Source organism: Paludibaculum fermentans (assembly GCF_051172195.1).
Taxonomy (GTDB): Bacteria; Acidobacteriota; Terriglobia; order Bryobacterales; family Bryobacteraceae; genus Paludibaculum; species Paludibaculum fermentans_A.
The window spans coordinates 2,447,883-2,472,900 of sequence record NZ_JBPJAQ010000001.1 but is presented as its reverse complement, the minus strand read 5'-3'; the positions used below and the strand labels follow the sequence as shown (position 1 = coordinate 2,472,900).

Sequence of the window (25,018 nt, the reverse complement as noted above, 5' to 3'; positions counted from 1 at the left end):
CAAGGCAGTGCGCGCGTTCTTTCTGATCCTGACCGCCCTGATGGCCCTCCCGGCGCAAGCCGCCGAGATCCGCATTTCGTTTCCGGCGGTCCGTAAGATGATGGCGGATCAGGTCTTCACGGTCGAAGGCAAAAAGTATGTGCGCGGCGACAAGTCGAAGCGCTGCGACTATGCCTACCTTGAGAATCCGCAGGTGGGTGAGTGGAACGGCCAGCTCACCATCAAAGCCAAATTCTCCGGCCGTACGGCCTGGGATGTCTTCAGCCGCTGCATGGGCGTGGGCGACGCGTTCGACCTCACTATTGTTGCTACCCCTTTGGTGAAGCGTGGGGTACTCGTCCTGGCCGACGTCAAAGTGGACACCGGCGGCAAGGATTCCTACTACATCCGCAAGGTGCGCAAAGCGTTGGGATCCAGCCTCGAGAAGGAGTTCGGCCTGGACATCACAGGCCGGGCCCGCGAACTGCTGGAGCAGAAAGACCCGAAGGCCGGCTACCTGCGCGACCTTTCAGGTTTCGATTTCCGTCAGGTGAAGCTGTCGAAGGACGCTGTCATCCTGGATGTCGATTTCGTGGTCACCATCCGTTAGCCGCAGCTAAGCCATGGCGCTGAGAACAGCATAGGCAACCGCCTCGTTGGCGATGCCCGAGTGCCCGTTGACGAACGTCGTCGACTCCAGGTTCAGCACTCCGCCCGACGCCGGGAAACTGTACCCAGCCGTCCCTGCGGCGAGCAGCGTCTTGGATAATGCCTGGGGTGTCTTTTGGGCGCCGTTGCGACCCATCCCACCGTAGGGGTCATTGGGGCCGCCGTCGATGGACGACGCGATGATGCTCTTCAGCCTGGCCGCAATCGGGTAGGCCCAGCCGACCGCGTGGTCATTGTTCGTATGCGTGATCAGCACCGGCCCTTCGATCCGCTGCTGCAGCAGCACGTGCTGGAATGCGCCATTGCTGTGACCGTCGTAAAGAGTCGAGAAACCGTACTGCGAGAAGGCGGCCTGCAGCAGGGTCATCGACTTGGGGTGGAACCGCCCGCCGGCGGCCGCCGCGGCGGTCACCAGGCGTGCTCCAAAGCTGTGGCCCATCAGGTGGATGCGGACATTCGCATGGCTGGCGATGCGCGCCAGCAGCGGATTCAGGGCGTTCAGGCCCACCAGGCCGGCCCGCTCGCGCATCGTATAGAAAGTAAACAGGTTCAGGCCGGTGCGCACGGCTCCGGTCAGATCATCCAGGCTACTGGAGAACAGCCCTGCCGCGCCGCCCGAGTCGGGTCCGGCCGCAGCTGCTTCGCCCTCGCCGGTCAACTGTTGCAGGAAGACCTCATTGCTGAATGTGCCGCCATCCGCGGCCGCGGCCTGGACGTTGGCTGAACCCTCTTCCGCGCTGGGCGGGACGGCGGCCAGAAGCCGGCGCAGCAACCCCACCGCTTCGTCACGCTCCGGGATGCTCAGATTCTCCTGCGCCATCAACTCCTGCAGGCGGGAGAGGAGGGCGGGGTCAGCCGCCGCCGAGGCCCCGGCGAACGCATCGGCCAGCGGATCCACGGCCTGGGCGCTGGCGGCCCCTCCGGGAATGTTCTCGTCGTCCGCAAACTTCTTCGAGGGCCAGAAGACCCCGGCGACGGCGATCGTGCGGCCGGCCATGGCCGGAACCTGATTCTTGTCGAGTACAGACCGGAAGGCGGCGAACATGCGCTTGTAGAGATCCAGCGCATCCTGCTCGTCGTTGTTCCAGCCGTGGGAGATGACAATCAGGTCCACCGGCCCCTGTGATTGCAGCCAGGTGGATAGCGCCTGCTCCTCACCCGGATCCACCGTTTGGGCGTCTTTGTCGAACTGCAAGGGAAAGAATGGGAAGTTTGACAGATTCCCGGGAAAAGCCATAACGAACACCTCCGATAAACTTCAGTAAAGATCAGACCGACTGGATGACCCGCATCAGGTCCAGCAGTCCGCGGCCCTGGAAATAGCGCTCGCGGCCGAGGTCTGTGGCGGAGTCGAGAAAGATGTTTTTGACCACCGAGGGTTGGCCAATGAACTCACGGCGGATGGACAGGAAGGCGGCCACGGCGCCGGAGACGTGTGGGGCGGCCATGCTGGTGCCGCTGTTCTCCAGGTACGCCCGAGGCTGCTCAGCGGGTGTGATGGGCACCCCCGTCTGCGCCAGCAGCTTGCCGGCGGCGCAGGATTGGATCTTCTCGCCGGGAGCCACAAGGTCGGGTTTCAGGCGGCCGTCGCCTGTGGGCCCCTTCGACGAGAAGTAAGAAACCCCATAGACATGCGGGGAATCACGATGGGTGGAACCCACCGTGATGGCGTCCTGCGCGTTGCCGGGATCGTTGATGCTCACCATCAGGCCGGCGGATCCGGGTCCGGCGAACTGCACGCGGTTGAGGCCGTAGCCGGTATTGCCGGCCGCCACAACAACCACCACTCCGGAACGAACCAGGCGGTTCACGGCCACGCACAGCGGGCTCTGGCCGCAAGCAAACCATTCCGGCTCAAAGGCATAGCCAACGCTGAGGTTGGCTCCGTGAATGAGCAGGTAGCGGCCGTAGTCGTTGATCTCGAGGATCTTCTCAATGGCGGAAATGATGGAACTGGCGCGGCCCTTGCCAGCCTCGTCGAGCACCCGCAGGCTGACCAGCCGTGCAGCCGGCGCGATGCCGGTGTAAGGCGTCTTGCCCATCTCGTACCTGGTGTACTGGACGCCCGCGGCTCCGACACCGCCGGCCGATTCCTGCCGCTTGGCGGCCAAGCTGATGGCGGGCGCCAGTGCGGGCTCCGGGGGAGGAGTATAGCTGCCGGCGATGATGCCTGCCACATGCGAGCCGTGGCCATAGGGATCCACAGGCAGTTCGACGGCCACCGGACTCAATCCTGTGAAATCCCAATGGGAGAGCGGCAGTTCCAACTTCAGGTTCTTGTAATCCGAGCTGAAGTGCTGGTGCGAGGCGTCGATGCCGGAATCGAGGACGGCCCAGGTAATGCCCTGGCCCCGCGCGCCAAAGGCCACGCGGGCGGCATCCGCCTTCACGGTCCTGACTGACTCCACGATCATCGTGGACACCTGGTGATCGTCCCAGATGTGGTAAATCGGGCGACGCCGGCGATCGTCCCCCGCCTTTTCGTTCAACTCCACCAGTTCGAAGATCTGCCACCACATGAGCTGGGCGAAGAGGAAGGGCAGCGTGGGAGACGGTGTAGCCAGGTGGGAACCTGGCGCGGGCAGTGGATCGGCACCCCCCACCGGCGGTGCTACCGGGGGCACCAGGACCTTCGCCACCATATCCGCGGTGGCCTGAACGGCGGCTTGCCGGCCCGCGGCGTACTCCAGGTTCACTTCAATGATCACCCGGTGACCCTGCGGCGGCGGTGTGGCCTGGCCGGAAGCCTCCCGGCGGATCTTGCCATAGAGCGGCTCGGTAATGATGGACTTCGCCAGCGATTCGTTTAAACGGCTGTTGTCGTCCGAGAATCCGGGCGTAGGGAGATCAGGCATGTTGCATCCAGTGAGACGGTTATATCCCTTCCTAGCGCGAAATGCCAGAGAATACGGACATAGGAGAGCCGGTCTGGACGCGAAAAAGCCCCACTGGGGAAGCAGCGGGGCTCTTCGTTACTTTCGAATGATTTAGGCGGCGGAGTACTTGTCGTTCTTCGCGTCCCAAAGCATCTTCTTGCCGGTGCGATAGCTCATCACCGAAAGGAACCCGGGGATGGCCGCTTCGTAGCCGGCCTGCGGAGGAGCGATGGGCTTCTCCACACCCAGGATCGAATTGAAGAAATTGCGAATATGGGCCTCGACCGCCAGGTGGTCGTTGTTCGGAATCGTGATGGAAAGTTCCTTGCGGGCCTTCACGATGTCGGAGACGCCGTTGTAGTTCTCGGGGTAGAAGTTCAAGGTCGAGCGCTTGCTGATCTCGATGGTGCCTTCGTTGCCGCAGAACTGCTCGCCGTAGCCGAAGTGGTCGCTGCCCAGGTAGCTGGAGTAGTTCACATGGAACTTGCTCTCGGGGTAGTCCAGCAGAACGCTCCAGGTATCCGGCACGTCGCGGTCATCGCCGTCGACCCAGCGATTGATTCCACCGGTGGCGACAACGGAGGAGGGGAAGTGGCGGTCCATCACATAGGCGATGATGTCGGTCTGGTGGACCATCAGGTCGGTGGCGATGCCGCTGGAATAGTCCCAATACAGGCGCCATTGGAAGTAGCGGGGTTTGTTGAACTCGCGTTTGGGCGCGGAGCCGAGGAACTTATTCCAGTCGGTGTTTTGGGGCGTCGCTTCGGGCGGCATGGGGTAACGCCAGGCGGCTCCGCCATTGGGCAGCGCGTTGCGGTACCAGAAGGCGCGGACGTAATGGCAGTCGCCGATGAGGCCCTGCCCTATCATTGTCCTGGCCATCTGATACAGGCTGTTGGAGCGATTCTGCGTACCCACCTGCACGACGCTCTTCGACTTGGAGACGACGCGCATGATCTCCTGCGCCTCTTCCACGGTGTGGGCCAGCGGCTTCTCGACGTAGACATTCTTGCCGGCGGCGAGGGCGTCCAGCAGCATCGTCTTGTGGAGATGCTCCGGCGTGGCGATGATGACGGCGTCGATCGACTTGTCGGCCAGCAGTTCCTTGTAGTCGACAAACGTCTTGGCGGTATTCTTGCCCTGTGTCTGGACCAGGTCCTTGGCGCGGTTCAGGTTGCCGGAGTAGGTGTCGCAGACGGCATTGATCTGGAAGCGGCCGGCGTTGCCGGCATAGGCGCGTTGGGATAGATAGTAGCCGCGGCCTCCCGTACCGATCACGCCGAGCGAGATCTTGTCGTTGGCGCCCAGCGCCGGCAGCACGGCCGGAGCAGCGGCCAGAGCGGCTGCTTTCGCTACAAAGTTACGTCTCGAGAGTTCCTGGCTCATCTATTCATCTCCTTACTTACTTAAAGAAAAGGCCCGTTTGTCCCCAACGCACCAGCATACAGGAACCGGGGCCAGGTTCGGCAACGCAAATCCCTCCTGGAGCATCTGAGATGATAGAAGCGAGAGTTATATGAATGGTTTGAAAACGGCACTCCTCCTCGGCCTGATGAGCGGCGTCCTGTTGGTGGGCGGCCAACTGCTGGGCGGACGGAGCGGTTTGCAGATTGGCTTGATCCTGGCGGTGGGCATGAACTTCTTCACCTACTTCTTCTCAGAGAAGATGGCGCTGATGTCGAGTGGAGCCATCGCTGTGAGCGAAACGCAGAACCAGGAAGTTTACTGGCGGCTGGAACCGATGGTGCGCCGCCTGACGGAACGCATGGGCCTGCCCATGCCGCGCCTGTGGGTGATCCCCGAACAGGCTCCGAACGCCTTTGCCACCGGGCGCAACCCCAGCCATTCGTCTGTCGCCGTCACGGCCGGGCTGCTGCAACTGATGAACGATACGGAACTGGAAGGCGTGATCGCCCATGAACTGGGCCATGTGCGCCACCGCGACATTCTCATCAGCTCCATTGCCGCCACCCTGGCCGCGGCAATCACCTATTCGGCCCATATGGCCATGTTCTTCGGCGGCCGGCGCAACGATGACGACGACGCGCCGAATCCACTGGTGGCCATCCTGATGATGCTGCTGGCGCCCATCGCGGCCGGCTTGATCCAGATGGCGATTTCCCGCTCGCGCGAATACGGCGCCGATGCGGCGGCCGCGAAGTATACCGGTTCGCCGAACGGCCTGATTTCCGCCCTCGGCAAACTCGAAACCTGGTCGAAGCGCATCCCCATGGACGTCTCCCCGGCCATGTCGCATATGTACATCATCAAACCGTTCACGGGCCAAACCCTGGCCCGGCTGTTCTCGACCCACCCGGCCACGGAAGAACGCATTGCGCGGCTGGAAGGGTTGCGCGCCCAGTGAGCGGCGTCAAAGTCACTCGCAAAGCAGAATCCCGGATTGAGTCCGGACATCCCTGGATCTTCTCCAGCGACGTCGCCGAGCGCGGCCAAGCCCAGCCCGGCGAGGTCGTGCGTGTGCTGAACCTGCGCGGGCAGTGCCTGGGCGTCGCGCATTACAGCAGTACGTCGCAGATCGTGTTGCGTATGCTGTCCCGCAAGGATCAAGTGGTGGATCGCGCGTTCTACCTGGCCCGGCTGCAGGCAGCGCTGAAACACAGGCAGCATGTAGTTCGTGAGAGCGACAGCTACCGCCTGGTGCACGCCGAAGGCGACCTGCTGCCCGGCCTGATCGTCGACCGCTATGGCGACTACCTGTCCGTCCAGTTGCTGGACCAGGGCATGGACACCGCCAGCGAAGTGCTCACCAGTTGCCTGGAAGAGGTGGTCCAGCCCAAAGGGATCCTGGCTCGCAATGACGTGCCGGTACGCAAACTGGAGTCGCTACCGCTGGTACCGAAGGTATTGTCCGGCGAATTGCCGGAGCGTGTTCCTGTCAAGATGAACGGGCTGTCCCTGGAAGCCGATCTGCTGCATGGGCAGAAAACCGGAGTCTATCTGGACCAAAGGGAGAACTATGTAGCGGCAGCGCATTGGGCGCGCGGCCGGGCGCTGGATTGCTTCACCTCGACGGGCGGGTTTGCGCTGCATATGGCGCCGAACTGCGAGTCAGTAGAGGGCATCGATTCCAGCGCCGAAGCGTTGAAAACGGCGACGGCCAACCGGGACGCCAACGGGCTGAAGAACGTGACATTCCGCGAGGCGAATGCGTTCGACTACCTGGCCGGGCTGGCGGCCGGGCGGCGTCATTTCGACACCGTGGTACTGGATCCGCCAGCCTTCGCGAAGTCGAAGACCAACATGGACGCGGCAATGCGCGGGTACAAAGAGATCAACTTCAAGGCATTGAGGCTGTTGCAGCCGGGCGGAGTGTTGGTGACGTGTTCCTGTTCGCATCATGTGAACGAGGGGACGCTGCTGCAACTGGTGGCCGAGGCGGCGCTGGATGCGGGCAAGACCTTACGGGTGCTGGAGCGCCGGGCACAGGCGCAGGACCACCCGATTCTGCTGACGGTGCCAGAGACGCTGTACCTCAAGTGTTTGATCTTTGAGGTGTTGTGAGCATTTTCGCCGCCAAATGTTGCCCGTGAGGGGCGCAGCGTTTATACTGGAGATTGTTCGCATGTGCGCCCGTAGCTCAGCTGGATAGAGCAACTGGCTACGAACCAGTAGGTCGGGTGTTCGAATCACTCCGGGCGCACCATTCCCTCCTCGCAGCCGTTTTCGGCGCAACTCTTACCGGCCTCAAACCCAGCCCTTGTTTGACAACACCGCCCTACAAGAGTAAGTTGAAAACGTATCCGCCACGCTCGTAGGCGAGCACGTATCCGACAGCCCTCTCGGTATCACCGGGAGGGCTTTTCCTTTATGCAGGCTCGGTTGAAGGCGGCGATTCTGGTTGATGGCGGATATCTACGCGTGCGGACCAGAAAAGCCGGCCTCATTTACGATCCGGAGTTGATTGAGAAGGCGGCGATAGCGTGCCTGGATGTCGCCGCTGAGACACTCCAAAGGGTTCTTTATTACGACTGCGCTCCCTACACGGGCACACACCGCCAACCTGTGTCCGGAGCTCTCACCAGTTGGACTGGCAATGATCGGTGGCGAATGGATTTGTCGTGTGAAGATTATCTCGCTGTGAGGCGGGGAGTCCTGAAGTTCCGCGGCTACAAACTGAAGCGAATTCCCTACCAGCCCACGCGGGCGCTGGTCGACGGCGACTTTGAACCCGTCTTCGAGCAGAAGGGCGTCGACATGCGGATTGGCCTGGACATCGCCACGATGTCCGACGAGCGAACTGTGGACAGGGTGATTCTGGTCGCTGGCGATACCGACTGCATCCCGGCTATGAAACACGCCCGGAAGGCGGGACTCCAGGTAGTTCTGGTGGATTTCCCCAATTCAAATCTCGCACAGGAACTGCTGCCGCATATTGACCTGAGGCGGACCGTCGCCTGGCCTGCACTGTAGCGGTGCGCCCCCTTGCATGGGGAAACATCTGCTTGCGGCGGCGATCAATCAGGCAGTCGCCACAATCTAATTGCGCAAATCCTGAGTCTTCACGATGAATCGCCGCTGGCTGCTCGCAAGGCGTCTTATCATCGCAACTGTGCCATTGGTCCTGCGAGCCCTCTGTATCCTGTTGCCCCTCGTGCTGGCGATCACGGGCGCCCTCTCTCACATCCTGGCCGACTGGTGGCTGGAGAACCTCGCGGTTTTTGTCGTAATGCTCGCCCTGGCGCTTGCGTACAAGCGACTGCCCCTCTCAAACATCTCGTGGATACTGCTTTTCCTGTTCCTGTGCCTTCATGAATATGGAGCTCTACAGCTACAGCAACGCTCCTCTGGGTGAGTGGATGATGCCGTGGTTTCACACCCAGCGAAACCATTACGACCGGCTGGTACATCTGCTCTTCGGGTTGATGCTAACCTGGCCGGCCCTGGAGGCTATCGGCTCCCTGACTCGCGTGCGAGGCGCCGTCCTCTACGCGCTGGGCGTGCAGTTCATCCTGGCGGCCAGCGCGCTTTACGAAATCACCGAGTGGCTGGTGGCGTCGGCCGTGGATCCGGATCTCGGCATGGAGTTCATTGGTGCGCAGGGCGACTCCTGGGACGCGGCCGAGGACATGGCGGCTGCGCTCATTGGCTCGCTGGTGGTTGTCTGTGTCGCGGGTGCGGTGCGGGCTTGGCAGGTGCGGTTGGCGGAACCGGCGCGCGGGGGCTCAGAGTAGAAGGTCAGCGTCCTCGGCCGAAGGCACGGCCGCCTCAGCCTGCGCGGCCAGATCTTCGTCCGACAGAGTCGATGCCTCCAGCAACTCCATCGCTTCCTTTGCCCGCGATGCCGGCACCATCAGGCGCATGCCTCCGGAAGCGGCCACGTGCATGGGCCTGCCCGCCAGCATATGCTCGTCGAACAACTCGCACGGCACACCTTCCGCCCGGAGTACGGATTCCGCCAGCTTTGCCTCGTCGTACCACTGGTAGCTCTGGACTACCACCAATTCTTCATCCGGCATGGCTCCAGCGTAGCAGCCGTTCCGGCGGGTTCGGCGATAATGGGAAGCAGACTCCCCTTTGCGACGTCCCCTCCCATTCCTCGGCCGGCTCCCCGATTTTCGCCGCGATCCCGTGGGCTTTCTCGCCCGCATGTCCGCGGAACAGGGCGACGTGGCCCGCTTCCGGCTCGGTCCACAAAACGTGGTCCTGCTGCGCCACCCCGACGACATCCGCGACGTGCTGGTCACCTATAACCAGCGCTTCGTGAAGAGCCGCATGCTGCAGCGGACGCGCGTCCTGCTCGGCGAAGGGCTGCTCACCAGCGAGGAGCCGTACCACACCCGCCAGCGGAAACTCGTCCAACCCGCGTTTTATCGTGACCGGCTGGTGTGTTATGCCGCCACGATGGCGGAAAAGGCTCGGGACGCCGGCGGCCGCTGGTCCGATGGGCAGGCTGTCGACCTCGACCAGGAGATGATGCGCCTCACCCTCTCCATCGTCACGGCCACGCTGTTCAGCGCGAATGTCGAGGCGGAGACGGCTGAGATTGGCGCCGCCATGTCGTCGATCCTCAACATGTTCAACCTGCTGATGCTGCCGATGAGCGAGTGGCTGATCCGCATCCCAGTGCTGCCGGCGGCCCGGCGGTTTCGTGAGGCGCGCAGCCGGCTCGATTCGGTCATCTACCGCATCATCCGTGAACATCGCGACGCCCACGCCGACCAGGGCGACCTGCTCAGCATGCTGATGGACGCGCGCGACGAAGCCGGCAACGGCATGAGCGACAGGGAGTTGCGCGACGAAGCCCTGACGCTGTTCATCGCCGGACACGAGACGACGGCCATGGCGCTGAACTGGACCTGGTACCTGCTGGCCCGGAATCCGGACGCCGAGCGGCGGTTTCATGAGGAGCTCGATTCCGTGCTGCAGGGCCGGCTGCCCGGTTACGACGACTTCGCCAAATTGCCGGTGACCGAGAGCATTTTCGCGGAATCGATGCGGCTCTATCCTCCGGCCTGGGGCATCGGGCGGCGGGCGATTGCGGCCCATACCGTACGCGGTGTCGAGTATCCGGCCGGCACGATCTTCGCCGTCAGCCCTTGGGTGACGCATCGCAGCCCGGCGCTGTGGGCGGATCCCGAACGCTTCGATCCCGACCGGTTTCGTGGAGAAGCCCGCGCCGCACAACCGAAGTTCGCCTACTTCCCCTTTGGCGGCGGACCGCGCGTCTGCATCGGTGAACGCTTCGCCTGGCTGGAGGGGGTTCTGGTGCTGGCGGCGATCGGTCAGCACTGGCGGTTCGAACTGGATCCCGGACAGCCCGTTGAGCCGCAGCCCTTACTGACGCTGCGGCCCAAACACGGCATAAAAGTATCGATTCACCGGCGGTAGACCGGGCTATTTGGCGTCGACGCGGGCTGGGATCTTCTCCAAGTTTCCGATCTCGACGCCCAAGGCCAGGCCGAAGCGGGCGAACTGCTCCATCCCGCTGAAGTCCCACGCAGCTTTGTATTCGTCGGTGGGCTGGTGGTAAGTAGAGCCCTCTTCCTTTGCCTTCTGGGCCGCATAGTCCGACGGGCGGCCTTCGTATTCGCCCCCCATGTTGATGGAGAAGGCTGGGATGCCGACACGGGCGAAGGAGTAGTGATCGGAGCGGTAGTAGCCACCGGACTCGGGGTGGCCGTCCGGCTTGATGGTGAGGCGATGGCGCTCGGCGATGGACTGGACCAGGGGGAAGAACGAGGTGCGATCGGCCCCGGTCATGATGGCATCCTTGACTCGCCCGTACGGGGAGAAGGAGTCGAAGTTCAGGTTGGCGGCGATCTGGGCGGCCGGCAGCATGGGATGGTCGGCAAAATAGCGCGAGCCGAGCAGGCCGCTTTCTTCGGCGGCGACGGCGACGAACCAGCCGCTGCGCAAGGGTTTAGGCTCCATCGAAGACCAGGCGCGGGCCATCTCGATGAGCAGGCCGCAACCGGTCGCATTGTCGATGGCGCCGTTGTAGATGGGGTCGCCGTTGACGGGCTGGCCGATGCCGAGGTGGTCCCAGTGAGCGGAGTAGAGGACGGCTTCGGACGACAACTTGGGATCGCTGCCCGGAACGACGCCGGCGACGTTCACCGTCTCGATGTCCTGCAGCTTGAAGTTGAACTTGCCCGCCACGTGCATCTTGCCGAGCGGCATAGCTTTGAAACCGCGTTTATCGGCGGCCTGCAGCATCTCGTCGAAAGTTTTACCGGCGAGGCCCAGCAGTTGGGCTCCGGCGTCGGTGGTCACCCAGGCGGCGAGGGTGAGGGCGGGCTCCCCGGCCGCGCGACGGACCTGGGGCTGGGCCCGGCCGTTGGCGCGCAGCACCTGCCAACCGTAGCTGGCGGTGGGGGTGGTGTGAATGATGATGGCCGCGACGGCGCCCTGACGGGCGGCTTCTTCATATTTATAGGTCCAGCGGCCGTAGTAGGTGAGAGCCTTTCCCTTGAAGAAGTTAGCGTCGGTGGAGGGTGGCTCGTTGGTGAACAGGACGACCACCTTGCCCTTGACGTCTACTCCTTTGTAGTCGTCCCACTGGTATTCGGGGGCGACGATGCCGTGGCCGACAAAGACGGCTTCGGCGTCGAACTGGCCCGCGGGCTCCTGCGTGTGGGAGGTCGCCACGAAATCATCCAGCCATTTGAAACTGATCGACTTATCTCCGGCCGAGGCGGTGAGGATTCCACCCGGCTCCACTTCCACGCTGCGCAGGGGTACGCGCTGGAAGTAGGTGCCGTTTTCGCCCCCGGGCTTGAGTCCGGCGGCAGCGAACTGGGCGGCGATGTACTCGGCGGCCAGTTGGCCACCGCGGGCGCCGACACCACGCCCCTCCAGCAGGTCGCTGGAGAGGAACTTCACATGGGGACGGATGCGTTCCCCCTCTACTCGATCGATCTGGGCGGATAAGGTCGCAGCAGCGGCCAGCAACAGGAGGGCGGATTTCATTCGATCATGTCCTTTTGGCGGCAAGACGGGCGATGAATTTGGGAATGTTGATGACGAAGCGCTCGTGAGTTCCTTCGCCAACCAGCTCTTTTTCGTCCCTAGCTTCGACGCGGAATACTATCCGGCGGTCGACGACTTCGAGGACGGTGGCGGTGAATGTTACAGACATGCCAACAGGGGTGGCGCCCAGGTGGCGGATGTTCACGGTGGTGCCGACGCTGTCTTCGTTTTCGTCCAGTAAGTGCTTGATAGTGTTCCGGGAAGCCCATTCCATGTAGGCGATCATGTGGGGCGTGGAGAGCACCCGGGCTTCTTCGTGGCCGAGGAAGTCGATGGCCACTTCCGGCGTCACCAGCAGTGGCAATTGGCCTGTGGTTCCAACCGGGATCTCATTCATGAGATTATAGTAGCGCGGTGCAGAGTGGGCCCGATTCCCCGAATCCAGTAACGTTCGCCCCAATAACCGCATCCAACGGATAGATCGTACCTGACGATTGAGGATTTGATTATTTGCCCGTGCTTTGTGCGCTGATAGTTTTGGGACTGCTGTCACCCGCCACCGAGGTAGCGGTAGATAGACCAGAGACCCTCATCATCTCGGGATTGGCGGATACCCAGGCGGAACGCGAGAGCGAGCAAGCACTCACCCGCTACCTGCAGGCCAGCCGCCGCAACCTGATCCGGGGCGTGAGCATGATGGCTCATTTCGCCGGACGTTTGCCCAAGATGCAGAAGTCAGCTACTCTCGACGCCCGCCGGCGGGTGACCAAGGAAGGCACGATCATCTACGAGCCGACTGAGCGGCAGGGCGACAGCACGGTACAGAAGGAGCTCATCGTCCGCTTCATCAACGGCGAGATGGAGAACTCCGGCAAAGAAAATACAAAAGTCGCGATCAGCAACGAGAACTATAAGTTCAAGTACAAAGGTATCCGGGATCGCGATGGCCGGCAGGCGTATGTGTTCGAAGTGAACCCGCGGAAGAAGCGGGAAGGCCTGTTCAAGGGTGAGATCTGGATCGACACCGACACGGCGCTGCCGGTGCGCGAGGTTGGGCGCTTTGTGAAGAGTCCTTCAGTTTTCCTCAAGAAGGTAGACTTCACCCGTGACTACGCCATCAAAGAGGGCGTAGCCGTACCGCAGACCATGGAAATCAACAGCCAGACCAGGTTCTGGGGGATGGCGGAACTCGCCATCCAGTACAGCGAATTCCATTGGGAAGACCTGCACGTCATGGCCAACTAGGCCGCTCGCCGCGCTTCGCCCCCACCCATTCGACTGGTTAGTATTTCGTTGTGCACCGCCTGCCGGTGGTGTACAGCAAGCCCTAAACGTACAACGGGCCGCCTGAGCAGGCGGCCCGAAGAATGAATTGGGTTGGTAGTTACCAGCGGGGCTCGCGCCGCCGGCCGCCGAAGCCGCCGCCGCCGCCACCGCCGCCACGATCGCCACCACGACCGCCGCCACCGCCACCACCGAAGGGGCGCTCCTCACGAGGACGAGCTTCATTCACATTCAGCTTGCGGCCTCCGAAGTCAGCGCCGTTCAGCGCGTTGATCGCGCGCTCGGCTTCGTCGTCGTTGGGCATTTCAACGAACGAAAAGCCGCGCGAGCGGCCGGTTTCACGGTCCGTGATGATGCTGACGCGGTCCACGGTTCCATATGCTTCAAACAAGCCCCGCACTGAGTCTTCGCTCGAGCTGAAGCTCAAATTACCTACAAAAATATTCTTCAAGCAGACGCTCCTTCGTATTCGGACAGCTGGCTAGTTCGGGGGAGTTCAGACAGGCGGGAACAAACGCGGGTCGGACTCTAACCTACCTTCACACAGGCAATCTAAATACCGATTCAGAATAGCAGACCTTGTCAACTATTAAAAGTTAAATATCCTTAATCTATAGATAGCTCAATGTGGCTGTATTCGCCTTCATTCATCTGGGGGGATAACGCCTGATTGGTCCGCCACAGATTCCTGCGCACGACGGCTCGGCGAGCACTACAATGATCCCCAATGAGACGCTTTGTCCTGCCCTTCACCCTGACTGTGCTTGCTACAGGCTTCGTCGCCGCCCAGCCGCCCAACGGCTATCCGACCATTGGCAAGATCCACCGCGAGAGTCCGGCGCTGGACGCCCTGATTCCGCCGAACGCGACCATCGAGGTACTCGCCTCCGGGTTCGAGTGGGCCGAGGGTCCGGTATGGGATAAGCGCCATGGATTCCTGCTCTTCTCTGACATTCCGAACAACTCCATCATGAAATGGACGAGGGAGAAAGGGATCGAGCTGTACATGAAACCCGCGGGCTATACCGGGGTCTCCCAATGGGGTGCTGAACCGGGCAGTAACGGGCTAATTCTTGACTCGCAGGGGCGATTGATCCTCATGGAGCACGGGGACCGGCGCGTCGCGCGCATGGACACGAACGGTGGCAAGAACACGCTGGTGGACGGATATGAGGGCAAGCGGCTGAACAGCCCCAATGATGGCGTGCTGAAATCAAACGGCGACGTGTACTTCACCGATCCGCCGTATGGGCTCCCGAACCGGGGGGAGGATCCGCGGCGCGAGATGGATTACTGCGGAGTCTTCCGTTGGTCGAACGGCAAGGTCACCCTGCTGACCAAGGAAATGACTTTGCCGAACGGGATCGCGTTCTCACCGGACGAGAAGGTACTTTATGTTGCGCAGAGCGATCCAGCCCATGCGTTGTGGAAGGCGTTTCCTGTGAAGGGAGATGGGACGCTGGGGGCCAGCCGGGTTTTCGCAGATGTCACCTCGATGGTGGCGCAGTATCCAGGGCTCCCCGACGGCATGAAAGTGGACAAGAACGGCAACTTGTTCGCGAGCGGACCAGGCGGGATCCACGTTTTCGCTCCGGACGGGACGCGCCTGGGTCGCATCGAGACGGGCGAGGCCACGGCCAACGTCGCCTGGGGAGACGACGGCTCCACACTTTATATCACTGCGGACATGTACCTCTGCCGGGTTAAGACGACAACCAAAGGGGCCGGCTGGTAGATCGCGTCAGACGAAGTGGCGTCGACGGCGACGGCGCAACTCGTCCAGACCGGCTTCAAAATCAGAGGGTTGCGGCATGGCCTCGCCCGGGACGCCGGAGTTCAGGACACGCAAAAGGGCCAGGCGGGATGCCCGGCTACAAAGCCCAGACAGGTCTTCACCGGAGAAGTCCTGTGTGGAGCGGGCCAGATATTCGAGGTCTGCGTGGACCTTCGGGGCACGGCTGCCCAGGATCAGATCGAGGATCGAGCGTCGTTCCTGCTCGGAGGGCAGGGGAATCTCTATGATCTCGTCAAAGAAACCCGGCCCAAGCAGAGCGGGATCGATCTTATCGATGCTGCTGGTTGCGCCGAGAACGATAACCCCGCGCAAGCCGGCGAGAGCACTCATTTCGGCCAGCAGGTGCTGGGACAAATAGGACTGCATCAGGTCTTCGACGTGATCGAGAAATAGGATGCAGGGTGCGGACTGCCGCACGCGGCGGAAGGCCTCGCGCAGGGTCCCGGCCGGGTCTTCGTGTTGGGCATGGAAGATCCGGCCATGGATGGCAAGAAAACCCGCACCACTTTCACTGGCGACGGCACGGGCCAGCAGCGTCTTGCCCACACCCGGTGGCCCGCTGAGCAGGACTCCGCGACTGCCGGAGACGCCGGCACGGACGTAGGCCTCCGCATGCCGGATGGGCCATTCGATCAGTTCCCGAAGACGCTGCTTCTGCGGTTCGAGACCGCCAATACCGCTCCAGCGGGCATTGGGCGTTTCCAGAAAGACCTCACCGCGCGCAGAGCCTTCGACCACACGCAGGGCCATGAGAAAGTCGTCCATTCTCAGGCGAGGTTGCTCGCGTTGATGGCGGCAGGCCGAGAGGACAGCTTCTTCGCAGATGCTGGAAAGGTCAGCACCCGTGAAGCCCGAAGTAATCCGTGCGAGATTCTCCAGATCGATAACGCCGTCCATGGGCAGGTTTCGGACGCAGGCCTCGAGGATCTCCTTCCGGGCGAGACGATCCGGGACGGGCACCACGATTTCCCGATCCAGGCGGCCGCGGCTGCAAAGTTCCTGGGCGATGGCACCGGGCATGGAACTGGCGGCGACGAGGAAAACGCGGCTGCCGGCCTCAGTGCAATCGAGTTGCTTGAGGAGATGCGCGACCAGCGGAAGCTCAGGCCGGCCCTGTTCGAATGTCGCGCGGGGCGCCATCATTTCGATGTCAGCGAGATAGAGGATGCTGGGTGGATGTGCGCGGGCCTCGTCGAAGGCCCTGGTGAGGCTGGCCACGCCATCGCGGTGAAACGCGTCGAGCAAATGACCGCATTTATGCGCAAAGAATCGCGCTCCGCATTCCTGGGCGGCGGTTCTGACCAGACGGGTTTTGCCGCAGCCCGGGGGGCCGGAGAGGAGAATGCCGCGCGGCGCCTGAAGACCCAGGAATTGCTCGGGAGACTCAGACAAAGCCCAGCGCGTGAGTTCCTGAACCCGCAACTCGTGCGGTTTCGCGGACCGATCAGTGGGAGTAGGATTGATTTCCGCCATTGTGGAACCTGGGCGATTGGAACCGCCCATAGAGCATTTCGGCCATTAGAAGGCTTTCTTGATTCGAATGCGGGCGATCCAGGAAGACGGAGGCGGCGAGAGGTCGGCCGAGGCCGGCGGAAGTGCGACTGGGCTGCGGGGCTCCAACGACCGTACCCGCTTGTCCAGGTCCTGTAACTGTCGTGTCTGCCGGTTCAGGACAGCGTGCAATTCGTTTACGTAGAGCTGCCTGAGGTCCAACTCGGTTCTAAGACGCCGCACTTCGCTATCCTTCTGGGCAAGGATGGATTCGAGGCGGTCTAGATGGGCGGCCAGCATCTCTTCTGGCTCATCGCGATTGAGTCCGTCCACACCGTGCTAGTGGCTGGAAGTCCGGGGAATTCTCTAATCCGGCTCGGTCCATTGCAGGCCGCCGCCGAATTCGATGCCAACGACGAAGCGGATTCCCTTGGCCACGCAGTGCCTGACATACGCTACACCAGCGATGCGGAACTGGGGGCTCTCGATGCTGACCATGGTGTCGATGGGGATGGAACGCTCCAGTTCCAGGCGGAGCCCGCCGCGGGAGATGTTGAGGCACTTGGCGGGGGAGTGGAAGGAATGGCCCTCCGCGGTGCGCCAGTGCAGTTTCACCTTCCCAGGCAGCGGATGCCGCACATGCCGACGTTCCTCATTGTTGGTTGCCATCGCCTGATACACCCTAATTGGGTGAAACACCATTACCCCACTCTAGGGGTAGTTTAAGCAAGCGCGGAATGCAAGGGGGGTAATCCATTTGCGCAGACTCCCGTCATCAGAGGTGAGGAAGCTGCGGCGCCGCGGAAGGCGCTGCGAAGAAGCCCGGAAGAGGTTGAAGGGAATCACGTTATGAAACGCCTTACGGTCGTGATGTTTATGCTGGCGGGCAGTCTGCTGGCGCAGGGGCCTGGGGGCCCGGGATTTCGGCGTAACGGAATGGGCCCACGGCCGCAGCAAATGCAGCCGGCTGGAAACGCCGACGCGCTGAAACAGTATCTTGGCTTAACGGATACGCAAGTCCAGCAATTGAAGGACTTGCGGAAGCAGCAGGCGGAATCGCAGCGGCCGGCAATGGAGCAGATCCGTGACAAGCGGCAGCAGCTGCGGGACGCGGTCCAATCGGCGAGCCCGGATTCCGCTTTGATCGGTCAACTGACGGTGGATATCAAGAAGTTGACGGAGGCGATGCTGGCCAATCGGACGGACCTGCAGGCGAAGGCGCAGGCCCTGCTGACGCCAGACCAGAAAACAAAGATGGCTGCGCTGGAACAGGCGCAGAAGCTGATGCAAGCTGCCGGACAGGCGACAGCGCTGGGGTTGCTTGCTCCTCCGGCCGGAATGGCTGGGCAAGGCGGCATGGGCCGCAGGGCAGGAATGATGGCCCGGCCGCGCGGGCGGATGATGATGCGCCCGAACGGCCCTCCGCCGCCGGCCGCGAATCAGCAGTAATCTCTATCGGGATGGAGGAGAGGCGGGACCATGTCATCACCGACATGGTTCCGCCTTCTTTCTATCTGGGCACCCAACCGGGCATGATGTAGGCATAGAAGAGGACAACCAGCCCGATCACCGAGGCGAGGAAGATGCTGTGGCGGAGGGTGAAGCGGAAGAGCCGGGACTCGTCTGAGAGGGGCATGCCGGTGGCCGCAGCCGCGACGGCAATGCTCTGCAGGCTGATCATCTTACCCATAACCCCGCCACTGGAATTGGACGCCGCCATCAGGATTGGGTTCAGGCCCAACCGGTTGGCCGTCACGACCTGGAGGTTGCCGAACAGGGCGTTGGCACTGGTGTCGCTGCCTGTGAGGAATACGCCGAGCCAGCCGAGCAGGGCGCTGAAGAAGGGGAAGGCGGCTCCAGTGGCGGAGAAAGCCAAGCCCAGGGTGCCGGTAGCGCCGGAGTAATTCATCAGAAACGCCAGGCCAAGGACGGAACCGACGGTGAGGACCGGCTTGCCCAACTGGCTGCAGGTGGTTCGGAAGGCGAGCAGCACTTTGGCAGCCGGCGGCCGGAGGACGAGGATGGAGAGCAGGCAGGAGACAAGGCAGGCGGTGCCGGCGGCGGAGAGCCAGTTGAAAGTGTACTTCGCCGCATAGGGGAGGACCTTGGTGGTCACAGGCGGAGCCTGCAAGACCTGATTGTGCAATCCCGGCCAATCGATGAGGACGGTGAAACTGTTCAGAAAGGTTTTGATTTCAGGGCGGCCCCAGAGGAGAACACAAACCACGAGGAGTCCATAGGGCGCCCAGGCCCTGACGACCTCGCCGAGCGGGTGACGCGGAGGCAGTTTGGTCATGGCTTCCGCCCCATCGAAGACGAAGTGATCCTTGGGCTTCCAGATCAGCGTGAGTAGAATACAGGAGCCGATGGCGGCCAGCGAGCCGAGAATATCGGTGAGCTCCGGGCCCAGGTAGTTGGACGCGTAAAACTGTGAGCCGGCGAAGGCGACTCCGCAGGCGATGGTGGCGGGGAGGACTCCGCGAAGGGCACGCCAGCCGCCCATGACCATGATCAGGTAGCTGGGGACGAAAACGGACACAGGAGCGCAGATTCGTCCGACGGCAGCGCTCAACTGGGCCAGGGGCAGCCCTGTAATTCCGGCGAGGGTGATGACCGGGATTCCGATGGAACCGAAGGCGACGGGGGCGGTATTGGCCAGAAGGCAGATGCCGGCCGAGTAGAACGGGGAGAAGCCGAGCCCGGTGAGCATGGCGGCAGCCACGGCGACGGGGGCTCCGAAGCCGGCAGCGCCCTCAACGAACGCTCCGAAGGCGAAAGCGATAAGGAGAGCCTGCAGGCGGCGGTCCTGGGTCAGGCCGCCGATGGAGTCCTTCACCACCTCAAACTGACCGGTTTCGACGCTGAGGCGGTAGAGGAAGATGGCCCAGAAGATGATCCAGCAGATGGGGAAGAGTCCGAAGGCGGCTCCGTAGGCGATGGCGCTGATCGTCAAACCGGCGGGCATCTGGTAAACGCCCACAGAGACAAGGGTAGCGGCGGCGAGCCCCCAAAGGCCCGCAACCCAGGCCGCTTTCCGCTTCACACCCAACAGATAGAGCAGGGTGAAGAGAGGTAGCGCGGCCACCAGAGCGGATAGACCCAGACTTCCGACAACTGGAGTATAGTGCTGCTGCCACATGGCAGGCCATTCTATGACATTCGACCCATGTAGCGTGCGGAGGGCTGGTCAGCCTGGTTTCACGGAGACCAAAACGCTGCGGGCGGATCCAGTCACCGGGTGGAGTTCCGGCTGGCCGAATCCGGCTTCCCTGAGCAGTCCGGCATACTCGGATTCGGTGTAGGCATCACCTGACGGGGTAGTGGCCAGCATCATGGTGGCGAACCAGGCTGGCGCCGAGGGGGAGACGCGGTCCTCGTTCGGGATGGGCGCGATGGCGAACAGACGCCCGCCCGGGACCATGGACTCCGCCACACGGCGCAACAACCGCAGGCAGGCGGCGGGTTGGAAGTGGTGAAGAAAGTTGGGCAGCAGGACCGTATCGTAGCCAGTTCCGAATTCCACTTCGAAGGCGCTGCCGGCGATGGCCTGGAACCGGCCGTCCACTCCAGCGGCGCGGGCGTTCTCCAACGCATTCGGCAGAACGTTTTCCCAATCGACAGCTACGCAGGTGGCCAGGGGATGCGCCTGGAGCAGCAGGATGCCGAACAGGCCGTGTCCGGTGGCGATGTCAAGGATGCGATGCGCGGCGGGCGCGAGATTCACCACTGTGCGGGCCTGGGGGCGGGCGAGCGCCATCATTCCGCGCGCGTACTGAATCCAAACGGGGTGGCCGGCGCCGATTGTGCCTTCCCCATCGACAGCAGCGCCGCCTATGCGCACCGCTTCGGTAAAACTCTGGAAGGCCCGCTGAACGAAATCTGAGTGAGTGAAGAGGATGCTGTCGGCCATGAACTCCGTCGAGTCGCGATTCAGGTAGACAGTCGAGTCTGGCGTAAGCCGGTAGGCGCCGCTCTGTTTTTCCACCATCTCCAGGACGGTGAGTGCGTCCATCAGGACACGGATGCCTTTGGGCGCGCAGCCAGTTGCTGTGGCCAGGGATTCGACCGTGTCGTGGCCCCGGGCTACCAGCGTGAAGACATCCAGTTCAACGGCGGCACGAGCCACGGCAGCCTTTTGGATGCCGTTGATGGCTTCCATGAACTTAAGCGGGGAAGGTTGTTTCATGGGATGGTTCGCGGACAACCCCTTATCCCACAGTTCATGCGCCGGAGCGGCCCATCCTTTGATGGTGCGGGATCCCAGCCGCTTCAGTTTACGAAGGGGACCTCCAGGGACAAATCGATCGTTGAGGAGCCGGCCGCCTGGCAGGCCAAATTAATCAGCCAAGGTGTGCCTTTGTCGCCTTCGATCGGCATGCGCACCGAGACACGGTAAACGCCCAAGGCGCCGGGCTCCAGTCCAGCGTACAGTAGTTCTGTCGCTGGGCCTGGAATTGAGCCTCCGTGATAGCACGCCAGCGAGCGGGCCAGCACCGGCGACGGTTCGGCCGGTTGCGGCACACCTGTTCGCACAGGAACGGACACCGGGCCCAGACCAGCCAGAAAGAAGTGAATGATCTCGTTGGGCTGGGCAGGGTCGTCATGGGTGACGGGCCGGTCTCGATTCTCGTGCAGAGGCGCACCCAGGCGGTAGGGAATCCACTGTCTCGGCGCTCCTGTTTTGTCGAGCCCGGCGGTGAACTCCGACTTCGCGGTTGAGACGATGCTGACGGTTGTAGAGACATCCACCGGCACTTCCCACGGGACCTGGACCGTCAACTGGCCTGGTATCGCCTCGATGATGGGCGCATTCAGGCCGCCGATGGTGACAGTGAGACCCGGCTGATCCATGGCGGAACCTGAGATCAGAAGCGCGGAGCCCGGGGACGGATAGTTCAGCCAGCTACGGGGACTCAAGGTGCGGCCCAGGATCTCCGTCACTTGGGCCGTCTCCACGTCGACGCGCACGAGCCGCCCTCCATTCGTCGTTGCGAAGGCCACGCGGCCATCGCCGGAAAGATTCGAGTAGTCGATGCCGTCAGTCTCGTCTGTCAGCTTGCGCAGGCCCGAACCGTCGCTGTGGATGACGAAGAGTTGGCGCTCGCTCTGGAAGGTGATCACGCTGCCATCATTGGAGAGCCGAGGCTGGGAGTAGGAGGGGAACCCCTCGTGCACGGTGACTAGTGCCCCGGTGACAAGGTCCACGCGCCGCAAGCGGGGATAGGTGTCGTAGGGAACCGGCCAGCGAGAGACAAACAGGACGGACTTGCCCAGGGCATCGATGGTGGCGTTCTCAATGGCCTCGCTGCCGAACGTCAACTGTCTGGGCTCGCCACGCTCCCAGACTGCGAGATCCCGGTTGTTGATGAGTCCCGTCACCAGTCCGTTGTCCGCCACGAGGCGCGCCGTCGTCAGCACATGCGGGGAAGTCGGGACGGTTCCAAGGAGCGTCCAGGACTCGCCGGTGGTCATATCGAGTTGAACGAGCGGATCCGCCCGGTCTGGTGCCGGGGTCACATAATTCACCAGATACCGGCCGTTCGTACTCATGGTGGCAGCCCCGGTGAATTCGACTGCGGGGCCGCTGCCAACGGCGTTCGTCATCTGATTGGGGATGCGGGAACACCCCATGGCGTTGCAGTCGCGGCGGGCCGCGGTCGCGACAACCGAGCCGTCACCGGAGACGGTCACCCGTTCAATGTCGTAGTAGTTCGTAATCCGTGAACCTTCGGCCGTAGGCGTGACCGTGCGGATCTCCACCACTTCCAGGCCGTTCGCTCCAATGCGGAAGGTCTTTCCGTGGGCGGGTTGATCAGTGCCAGTGCGAACCAGCGGGGTCGTGAAATACAGCACGCTGCCGTCATTCGTGGTGCTCAGGCTGGCGAACTGCGCAAATAGATTGGACGCGGGCAGGATGGCGAGAATGAAAAGGAATTTAATGGAATTTCGCACCGTTTACTCCGTTTGACATCTCAATAATACGCCCAATCTATTGCCGGCGGTGGGATGCCGGGGGATGTGGATCTACTGGGCCGGAGGGCGGGATGGCTGCTTCTTCGTTGAGGCGGGCGGCTGGGGCTCAACTGGATGCGGAGCGGCGGGACGGCGGGCAAAGTAGCGAAGCCAGAGGATGCACTGGCCTTGCGCATCGAAGGTGATCTGCCAGTATTCCCGGAATTCCGCCTCGAGCTTCTGGGCACGGGCGTCCACTTCCGCCAGGGCCGGCAGGACTTGCGGATCTGAGGCGGAGAGCGGCCTGAGCCGGTCGGCGGCGACTGCGCAATCCTGCCGTTTGCCGAGCAGCGACTGGATCAGGCGGACCCGTTCCAGGCGCTGTAGGAAGACGGGCCCGTAGAAGGGACGGAAGAGCTCGAGGGTGTAGCGAAAGCGTTTGGCCGAGAGGCGGAAGGCGTGCAGCTTCTTTGCGGAGCCGGATTGTAGAGCCACCTTGCGGCCGGATTCAAAGAAATCGGAAGCCAATGGCGGCAGCGCCTCGCGCGCCTGCAGGGCAGCGTCATCTTCCGGCCCGGCGATGACGGCGATGCGCTGATGCCAGGAGACCGGTGCGCCGGTGGAGAGCAGCAGATACATCTGCCCGAGGAGCGCCAAGGCGGCGCTGGCCCGTTCCGCCTTCATGCCGGCGAGCAAGGGATGTTCCGCGGGGAGACCGCATTTCAGCAGGAGCGCTTCGCAGACATCGTGATCGCGGGCGATGGCGGCGGCATCCAGCGCGGGCTTCAGCGCCTTGCGCATGTTCTTCGCCGATTTGCCGGGCAGCAGGGGTCCAAAGGTCCGCAGGGCCTGGGAAACGCGGCGGATGGAGACACGCAGGTCGTGGATTGGATCTTCGCCTGTGTCCTTGAGGGTGACCGCGACTTGCGCCTCGAGTTTCTCAATCGATTGGCGGAGGGTATCGCGGGCGTGTTCAGCCGATGTCATGTCGAGCTCACAATCGAGCGGAGGTCACGGTGAGTGGCTTCTGGTAGACCTGGCGGAACTGCGCGGCGGCGCGTTCGACCGCCCATTGTTCCAGGCCGGTGTCCTCGCTTGCTTCTATTGTGAGACAGAACGCACCAGCGCGGAGCTCGCACTGGATGCCGGCAACGCGCTGATCGCGGCTGCGGTCGAGGGCGTCAGCGATGCGCAGCAGGGGGGCGAGTAAAAATACGACGCGCTGGCGTTCGGGCGGCAGTTGCAGGAAGTCGGCGTGCCGGGTGCCGGGCATGGCCTTGCGGTGATAGCGGCAGAGCATGGCGACCTCGATGCGTTCCTGGTCGGTAAAACCGGCGATGTCGGAATTGGCCACGATGTACTGCGAGTGCTTATGGTGGCTCATGTCGTTGATGGCATGGCCGACGTCGCGGAGATAGGCGGAGGCCTCGAGCAGGCGGCATTGCTCGGGGGAAAGGCGATGCCAGGGTTCCAGCGCCTGGAAAAGCTCGCGGGCGAAGATGCAGACGCGGCGGGCGTGGCGGAGATCCACTCCGAAGCGGCGGGCGAACTGCTCCACCTGGAGCCGTTGCTCATTGTCGAGGCGGGTGCGTTCGCGGCCGACTCCGCGTTCGGCGAGATCGCGCAGGATGCCGTCGCGGACCCCGGCGGAGCAGTAGGCCAGTTGCGAAATCTGGAAGTGCTCCATCACGGCGGCGAGGACGGCAGCGCCGGGCAGGATGATTTCAGCGCGGCGCGGGCCGATCCCAACGACCTTGCGGCGCTCGTCCAGTTTCATGGTGGCCAGCGATTTGTAAAGGCGGCGGATCTGGACGAGGCTGGCGCGGCGGCGGTCGGCTTCAGGACGGCGGGCGCGGGGGATCCGATTGGCGGCACACACGATGGCGGAAGCGGAGGCAGAAGTTCCGATGGCCCGCGCGAAGCCGCCTTTTTCGATGCGGCGCGAGACTATGGCGAGCTTCTCCTCAATGAACTCGCCCATGCGGCGGAGATCTTCGGGCAGCGGTGGATCGCTTTGGAGGAAGACGGAATGGAGGCGGACGGCGCCGAGGGGGCGGGAGAAGGCGGCCTTCATGAGTCCGTGTTCGGCTTCGATGATTTCGGCGCTGCCGCCCCCGATGTCGACAATGAGAATGCGTTCATCGGGATGGGGCCAGCGGGTTTCGACACCCAGATGAATGAGACGCGCCTCTTCCTGGCCTGAGATCACTTCGACAGGCTGGCCGAGGATTCCGCTGACACGCTGTACAAACTCCTCTCCATTGGAGGCGTCGCGGACGGCGGCGGTGGCGACGGCGCGGACCGCCAGGACGCCCAGGGGGCGGTAAGCGGCCACCATGCGCGCGAGGATGCCGCAGAGATACTCCAGGGCGGCGGGATCAATGCTGCCGGTGCGGAAGACGCTTTCGCCCAGGCGAGTCACCTGGCGATCTTCGGCCAGCACCTTGAGGGGTCCGCCCCGTTCCGTTTCAGCCGCCATCATGCGGACCGAGTTACTGCCGATGTCTATCGCCGCATAGCGTGGCATGGTGCAAAATGAATG

At 62.7% G+C, this 25,018-nt stretch carries 24 protein-coding genes and 1 tRNA gene; 10 read left to right on the top strand and 15 right to left on the bottom strand.

Annotated elements, in window-relative coordinates:
* The first annotated feature begins 7 nt into the window (after window positions 1-7).
* Window positions 8-589, top strand: coding sequence for a hypothetical protein (locus ACR9Y2_RS10075; RefSeq protein ID WP_435041041.1), 582 nt, complete (start codon window positions 8-10; stop codon window positions 587-589).
* Window positions 590-595: 6 nt separating this feature from the next.
* Here ACR9Y2_RS10075 and ACR9Y2_RS10070 read toward each other — a convergent pair whose 3' ends face one another.
* The 3 genes from ACR9Y2_RS10070 to ACR9Y2_RS10060 form a co-directional block, all read right to left on the bottom strand.
* Window positions 596-1,885 carry a hypothetical protein gene (locus tag ACR9Y2_RS10070; RefSeq protein ID WP_435041040.1) on the bottom strand — a complete coding sequence of 430 codons (1,290 nt, stop codon included), beginning with the start codon at window positions 1,883-1,885 and terminating at the stop codon, window positions 596-598.
* Between the two features lie 31 nt (window positions 1,886-1,916).
* The gene (locus ACR9Y2_RS10065) at window positions 1,917-3,503 is read right to left on the bottom strand and encodes a S8 family peptidase (RefSeq protein WP_435041038.1); all 1,587 of its coding nucleotides are present in this window, start codon (window positions 3,501-3,503) and stop codon (window positions 1,917-1,919) included.
* Window positions 3,504-3,635: 132 nt separating this feature from the next.
* Window positions 3,636-4,910 carry a Gfo/Idh/MocA family oxidoreductase gene (locus tag ACR9Y2_RS10060; RefSeq protein WP_435041036.1) on the bottom strand — a complete coding sequence of 425 codons (1,275 nt, stop codon included), beginning with the start codon at window positions 4,908-4,910 and terminating at the stop codon, window positions 3,636-3,638.
* A 130-nt stretch (window positions 4,911-5,040) separates the two neighbouring features.
* On the opposite strand from ACR9Y2_RS10060, the gene ACR9Y2_RS10055 reads away from it, so the two are divergent.
* The 5 genes from ACR9Y2_RS10055 to ACR9Y2_RS10035 all read left to right on the top strand — a co-directional run bounded on the left by ACR9Y2_RS10055 (window position 5,041) and on the right by ACR9Y2_RS10035 (window position 8,716).
* Window positions 5,041-5,889, top strand: coding sequence for a zinc metalloprotease HtpX (locus ACR9Y2_RS10055; RefSeq protein WP_435041034.1), 849 nt, complete (start codon window positions 5,041-5,043; stop codon window positions 5,887-5,889).
* Entirely contained in the window at window positions 5,886-7,046 is a 1,161-nt protein-coding gene (locus tag ACR9Y2_RS10050; RefSeq protein ID WP_435041033.1) for a class I SAM-dependent rRNA methyltransferase, read from the top strand. The genes ACR9Y2_RS10055 and ACR9Y2_RS10050 overlap by 4 nt, the downstream gene beginning before the upstream one ends.
* Before the next feature lie 65 nt (window positions 7,047-7,111).
* Window positions 7,112-7,188: transfer RNA gene (locus ACR9Y2_RS10045), tRNA-Arg, on the top strand.
* A gap of 164 nt (window positions 7,189-7,352) precedes the next feature.
* Window positions 7,353-7,955, top strand: a complete 603-nt coding sequence (locus ACR9Y2_RS10040) for an NYN domain-containing protein (RefSeq protein WP_435041031.1) — start codon at window positions 7,353-7,355, stop codon at window positions 7,953-7,955.
* Between the two features lie 338 nt (window positions 7,956-8,293).
* Entirely contained in the window at window positions 8,294-8,716 is a 423-nt protein-coding gene (locus ACR9Y2_RS10035; RefSeq protein ID WP_435041030.1) for a DUF2238 domain-containing protein, read from the top strand.
* Here ACR9Y2_RS10035 and ACR9Y2_RS10030 read toward each other — a convergent pair.
* Window positions 8,708-9,001: a putative signal transducing protein gene (locus ACR9Y2_RS10030; RefSeq protein WP_435041029.1), complete on the bottom strand. Its 294-nt coding sequence runs from the start codon at window positions 8,999-9,001 to the stop codon at window positions 8,708-8,710. The two genes, ACR9Y2_RS10035 and ACR9Y2_RS10030, sit on opposite strands and share 9 nt — an antisense overlap.
* Before the next feature lie 58 nt (window positions 9,002-9,059).
* On the opposite strand from ACR9Y2_RS10030, the gene ACR9Y2_RS10025 reads away from it, so the two are divergent.
* Complete coding sequence (locus ACR9Y2_RS10025) at window positions 9,060-10,373, top strand: cytochrome P450 (protein ID WP_435041028.1); 1,314 nt, start codon at window positions 9,060-9,062, stop codon at window positions 10,371-10,373.
* Window positions 10,374-10,379: 6 nt separating this feature from the next.
* Here the strand turns inward: ACR9Y2_RS10025 and ACR9Y2_RS10020 are convergent, their stop codons facing one another.
* Entirely contained in the window at window positions 10,380-11,954 is a 1,575-nt protein-coding gene (locus ACR9Y2_RS10020) for a M28 family peptidase (RefSeq protein WP_435041027.1), read from the bottom strand.
* A gap of 4 nt (window positions 11,955-11,958) precedes the next feature.
* The gene (locus ACR9Y2_RS10015; protein ID WP_435041026.1) at window positions 11,959-12,318 is read right to left on the bottom strand and encodes a thioesterase family protein; all 360 of its coding nucleotides are present in this window, start codon (window positions 12,316-12,318) and stop codon (window positions 11,959-11,961) included.
* Window positions 12,319-12,464: 146 nt separating this feature from the next.
* On the opposite strand from ACR9Y2_RS10015, the gene ACR9Y2_RS10010 reads away from it, so the two are divergent.
* Window positions 12,465-13,199 carry a hypothetical protein gene (locus ACR9Y2_RS10010; protein WP_435041025.1) on the top strand — a complete coding sequence of 245 codons (735 nt, stop codon included), beginning with the start codon at window positions 12,465-12,467 and terminating at the stop codon, window positions 13,197-13,199.
* A gap of 139 nt (window positions 13,200-13,338) precedes the next feature.
* On the opposite strand, the gene ACR9Y2_RS10005 is transcribed toward ACR9Y2_RS10010, so the two are convergent.
* The gene (locus tag ACR9Y2_RS10005) at window positions 13,339-13,689 is read right to left on the bottom strand and encodes an RNA recognition motif domain-containing protein (RefSeq protein WP_435041024.1); all 351 of its coding nucleotides are present in this window, start codon (window positions 13,687-13,689) and stop codon (window positions 13,339-13,341) included.
* A 276-nt stretch (window positions 13,690-13,965) separates the two neighbouring features.
* Between ACR9Y2_RS10005 and ACR9Y2_RS10000 the strand changes: the two genes are divergently transcribed.
* Complete coding sequence (locus ACR9Y2_RS10000; RefSeq protein WP_435041022.1) at window positions 13,966-14,973, top strand: SMP-30/gluconolactonase/LRE family protein; 1,008 nt, start codon at window positions 13,966-13,968, stop codon at window positions 14,971-14,973.
* Between the two features lie 6 nt (window positions 14,974-14,979).
* On the opposite strand, the gene ACR9Y2_RS09995 is transcribed toward ACR9Y2_RS10000, so the two are convergent.
* The 3 genes from ACR9Y2_RS09995 to ACR9Y2_RS09985 form a co-directional block, all read right to left on the bottom strand.
* A complete protein-coding gene (locus ACR9Y2_RS09995) occupies window positions 14,980-16,425 on the bottom strand; it encodes an AAA family ATPase (protein WP_435041021.1) in 1,446 nt (481 codons plus the stop codon).
* A 126-nt stretch (window positions 16,426-16,551) separates the two neighbouring features.
* A complete protein-coding gene (locus ACR9Y2_RS09990; RefSeq protein WP_435041020.1) occupies window positions 16,552-16,857 on the bottom strand; it encodes a hypothetical protein in 306 nt (101 codons plus the stop codon).
* Window positions 16,858-16,890: 33 nt separating this feature from the next.
* Window positions 16,891-17,193: a PilZ domain-containing protein gene (locus ACR9Y2_RS09985; protein ID WP_435041018.1), complete on the bottom strand. Its 303-nt coding sequence runs from the start codon at window positions 17,191-17,193 to the stop codon at window positions 16,891-16,893.
* Window positions 17,194-17,373: 180 nt separating this feature from the next.
* On the opposite strand from ACR9Y2_RS09985, the gene ACR9Y2_RS09980 reads away from it, so the two are divergent.
* On the top strand, window positions 17,374-17,973 hold the full coding sequence (locus ACR9Y2_RS09980) for a Spy/CpxP family protein refolding chaperone (protein ID WP_435041017.1): 600 nt from the start codon (window positions 17,374-17,376) through the stop codon (window positions 17,971-17,973).
* A 61-nt stretch (window positions 17,974-18,034) separates the two neighbouring features.
* Here the strand turns inward: ACR9Y2_RS09980 and ACR9Y2_RS09975 are convergent, their stop codons facing one another.
* From ACR9Y2_RS09975 to ACR9Y2_RS09955, 5 genes are all read right to left on the bottom strand, one after another.
* The gene (locus tag ACR9Y2_RS09975) at window positions 18,035-19,663 is read right to left on the bottom strand and encodes an L-lactate permease (RefSeq protein ID WP_435041016.1); all 1,629 of its coding nucleotides are present in this window, start codon (window positions 19,661-19,663) and stop codon (window positions 18,035-18,037) included.
* Between the two features lie 48 nt (window positions 19,664-19,711).
* Window positions 19,712-20,710 (bottom strand): methyltransferase, encoded by a 999-nt coding sequence (locus tag ACR9Y2_RS09970; protein ID WP_435041015.1) that lies wholly within the window; start codon window positions 20,708-20,710, stop codon window positions 19,712-19,714.
* 83 nt (window positions 20,711-20,793) lie between these two features.
* Window positions 20,794-22,476: an IPT/TIG domain-containing protein gene (locus ACR9Y2_RS09965; protein ID WP_435041014.1), complete on the bottom strand. Its 1,683-nt coding sequence runs from the start codon at window positions 22,474-22,476 to the stop codon at window positions 20,794-20,796.
* A 72-nt stretch (window positions 22,477-22,548) separates the two neighbouring features.
* Window positions 22,549-23,463, bottom strand: a complete 915-nt coding sequence (locus ACR9Y2_RS09960; RefSeq protein WP_435041013.1) for a CHAD domain-containing protein — start codon at window positions 23,461-23,463, stop codon at window positions 22,549-22,551.
* A 7-nt stretch (window positions 23,464-23,470) separates the two neighbouring features.
* Window positions 23,471-25,003 carry a Ppx/GppA phosphatase family protein gene (locus ACR9Y2_RS09955; RefSeq protein ID WP_435041012.1) on the bottom strand — a complete coding sequence of 511 codons (1,533 nt, stop codon included), beginning with the start codon at window positions 25,001-25,003 and terminating at the stop codon, window positions 23,471-23,473.
* Between the last annotated feature and the right edge of the window lie 15 nt (window positions 25,004-25,018).

Coding starts and splice junctions, on each gene's coding strand:
- ACR9Y2_RS10020 (WP_435041027.1), bottom strand. CDS start 11,954: ATGAAATCCGCCCTCCTGTTGCTGGCCGCTGCTGCGACCTTATCCGCC.
- ACR9Y2_RS09960 (WP_435041013.1), bottom strand. CDS start 23,463: ATGACATCGGCTGAACACGCCCGCGATACCCTCCGCCAATCGATTGAG.
- ACR9Y2_RS10040 (WP_435041031.1), top strand. CDS start 7,353: ATGCAGGCTCGGTTGAAGGCGGCGATTCTGGTTGATGGCGGATATCTA.
- ACR9Y2_RS10000 (WP_435041022.1), top strand. CDS start 13,966: ATGAGACGCTTTGTCCTGCCCTTCACCCTGACTGTGCTTGCTACAGGC.
- ACR9Y2_RS10030 (WP_435041029.1), bottom strand. CDS start 9,001: ATGCCGGATGAAGAATTGGTGGTAGTCCAGAGCTACCAGTGGTACGAC.
- ACR9Y2_RS09980 (WP_435041017.1), top strand. CDS start 17,374: ATGAAACGCCTTACGGTCGTGATGTTTATGCTGGCGGGCAGTCTGCTG.
- ACR9Y2_RS10065 (WP_435041038.1), bottom strand. CDS start 3,503: ATGCCTGATCTCCCTACGCCCGGATTCTCGGACGACAACAGCCGTTTA.
- ACR9Y2_RS10060 (WP_435041036.1), bottom strand. CDS start 4,910: ATGAGCCAGGAACTCTCGAGACGTAACTTTGTAGCGAAAGCAGCCGCT.
- ACR9Y2_RS09985 (WP_435041018.1), bottom strand. CDS start 17,193: ATGGCAACCAACAATGAGGAACGTCGGCATGTGCGGCATCCGCTGCCT.
- ACR9Y2_RS10070 (WP_435041040.1), bottom strand. CDS start 1,885: ATGGCTTTTCCCGGGAATCTGTCAAACTTCCCATTCTTTCCCTTGCAG.
- ACR9Y2_RS09975 (WP_435041016.1), bottom strand. CDS start 19,663: ATGTGGCAGCAGCACTATACTCCAGTTGTCGGAAGTCTGGGTCTATCC.
- ACR9Y2_RS10035 (WP_435041030.1), top strand. CDS start 8,294: ATGAATATGGAGCTCTACAGCTACAGCAACGCTCCTCTGGGTGAGTGG.
- ACR9Y2_RS09955 (WP_435041012.1), bottom strand. CDS start 25,003: ATGCCACGCTATGCGGCGATAGACATCGGCAGTAACTCGGTCCGCATG.
- ACR9Y2_RS09970 (WP_435041015.1), bottom strand. CDS start 20,710: ATGAAACAACCTTCCCCGCTTAAGTTCATGGAAGCCATCAACGGCATC.
- ACR9Y2_RS10055 (WP_435041034.1), top strand. CDS start 5,041: ATGAATGGTTTGAAAACGGCACTCCTCCTCGGCCTGATGAGCGGCGTC.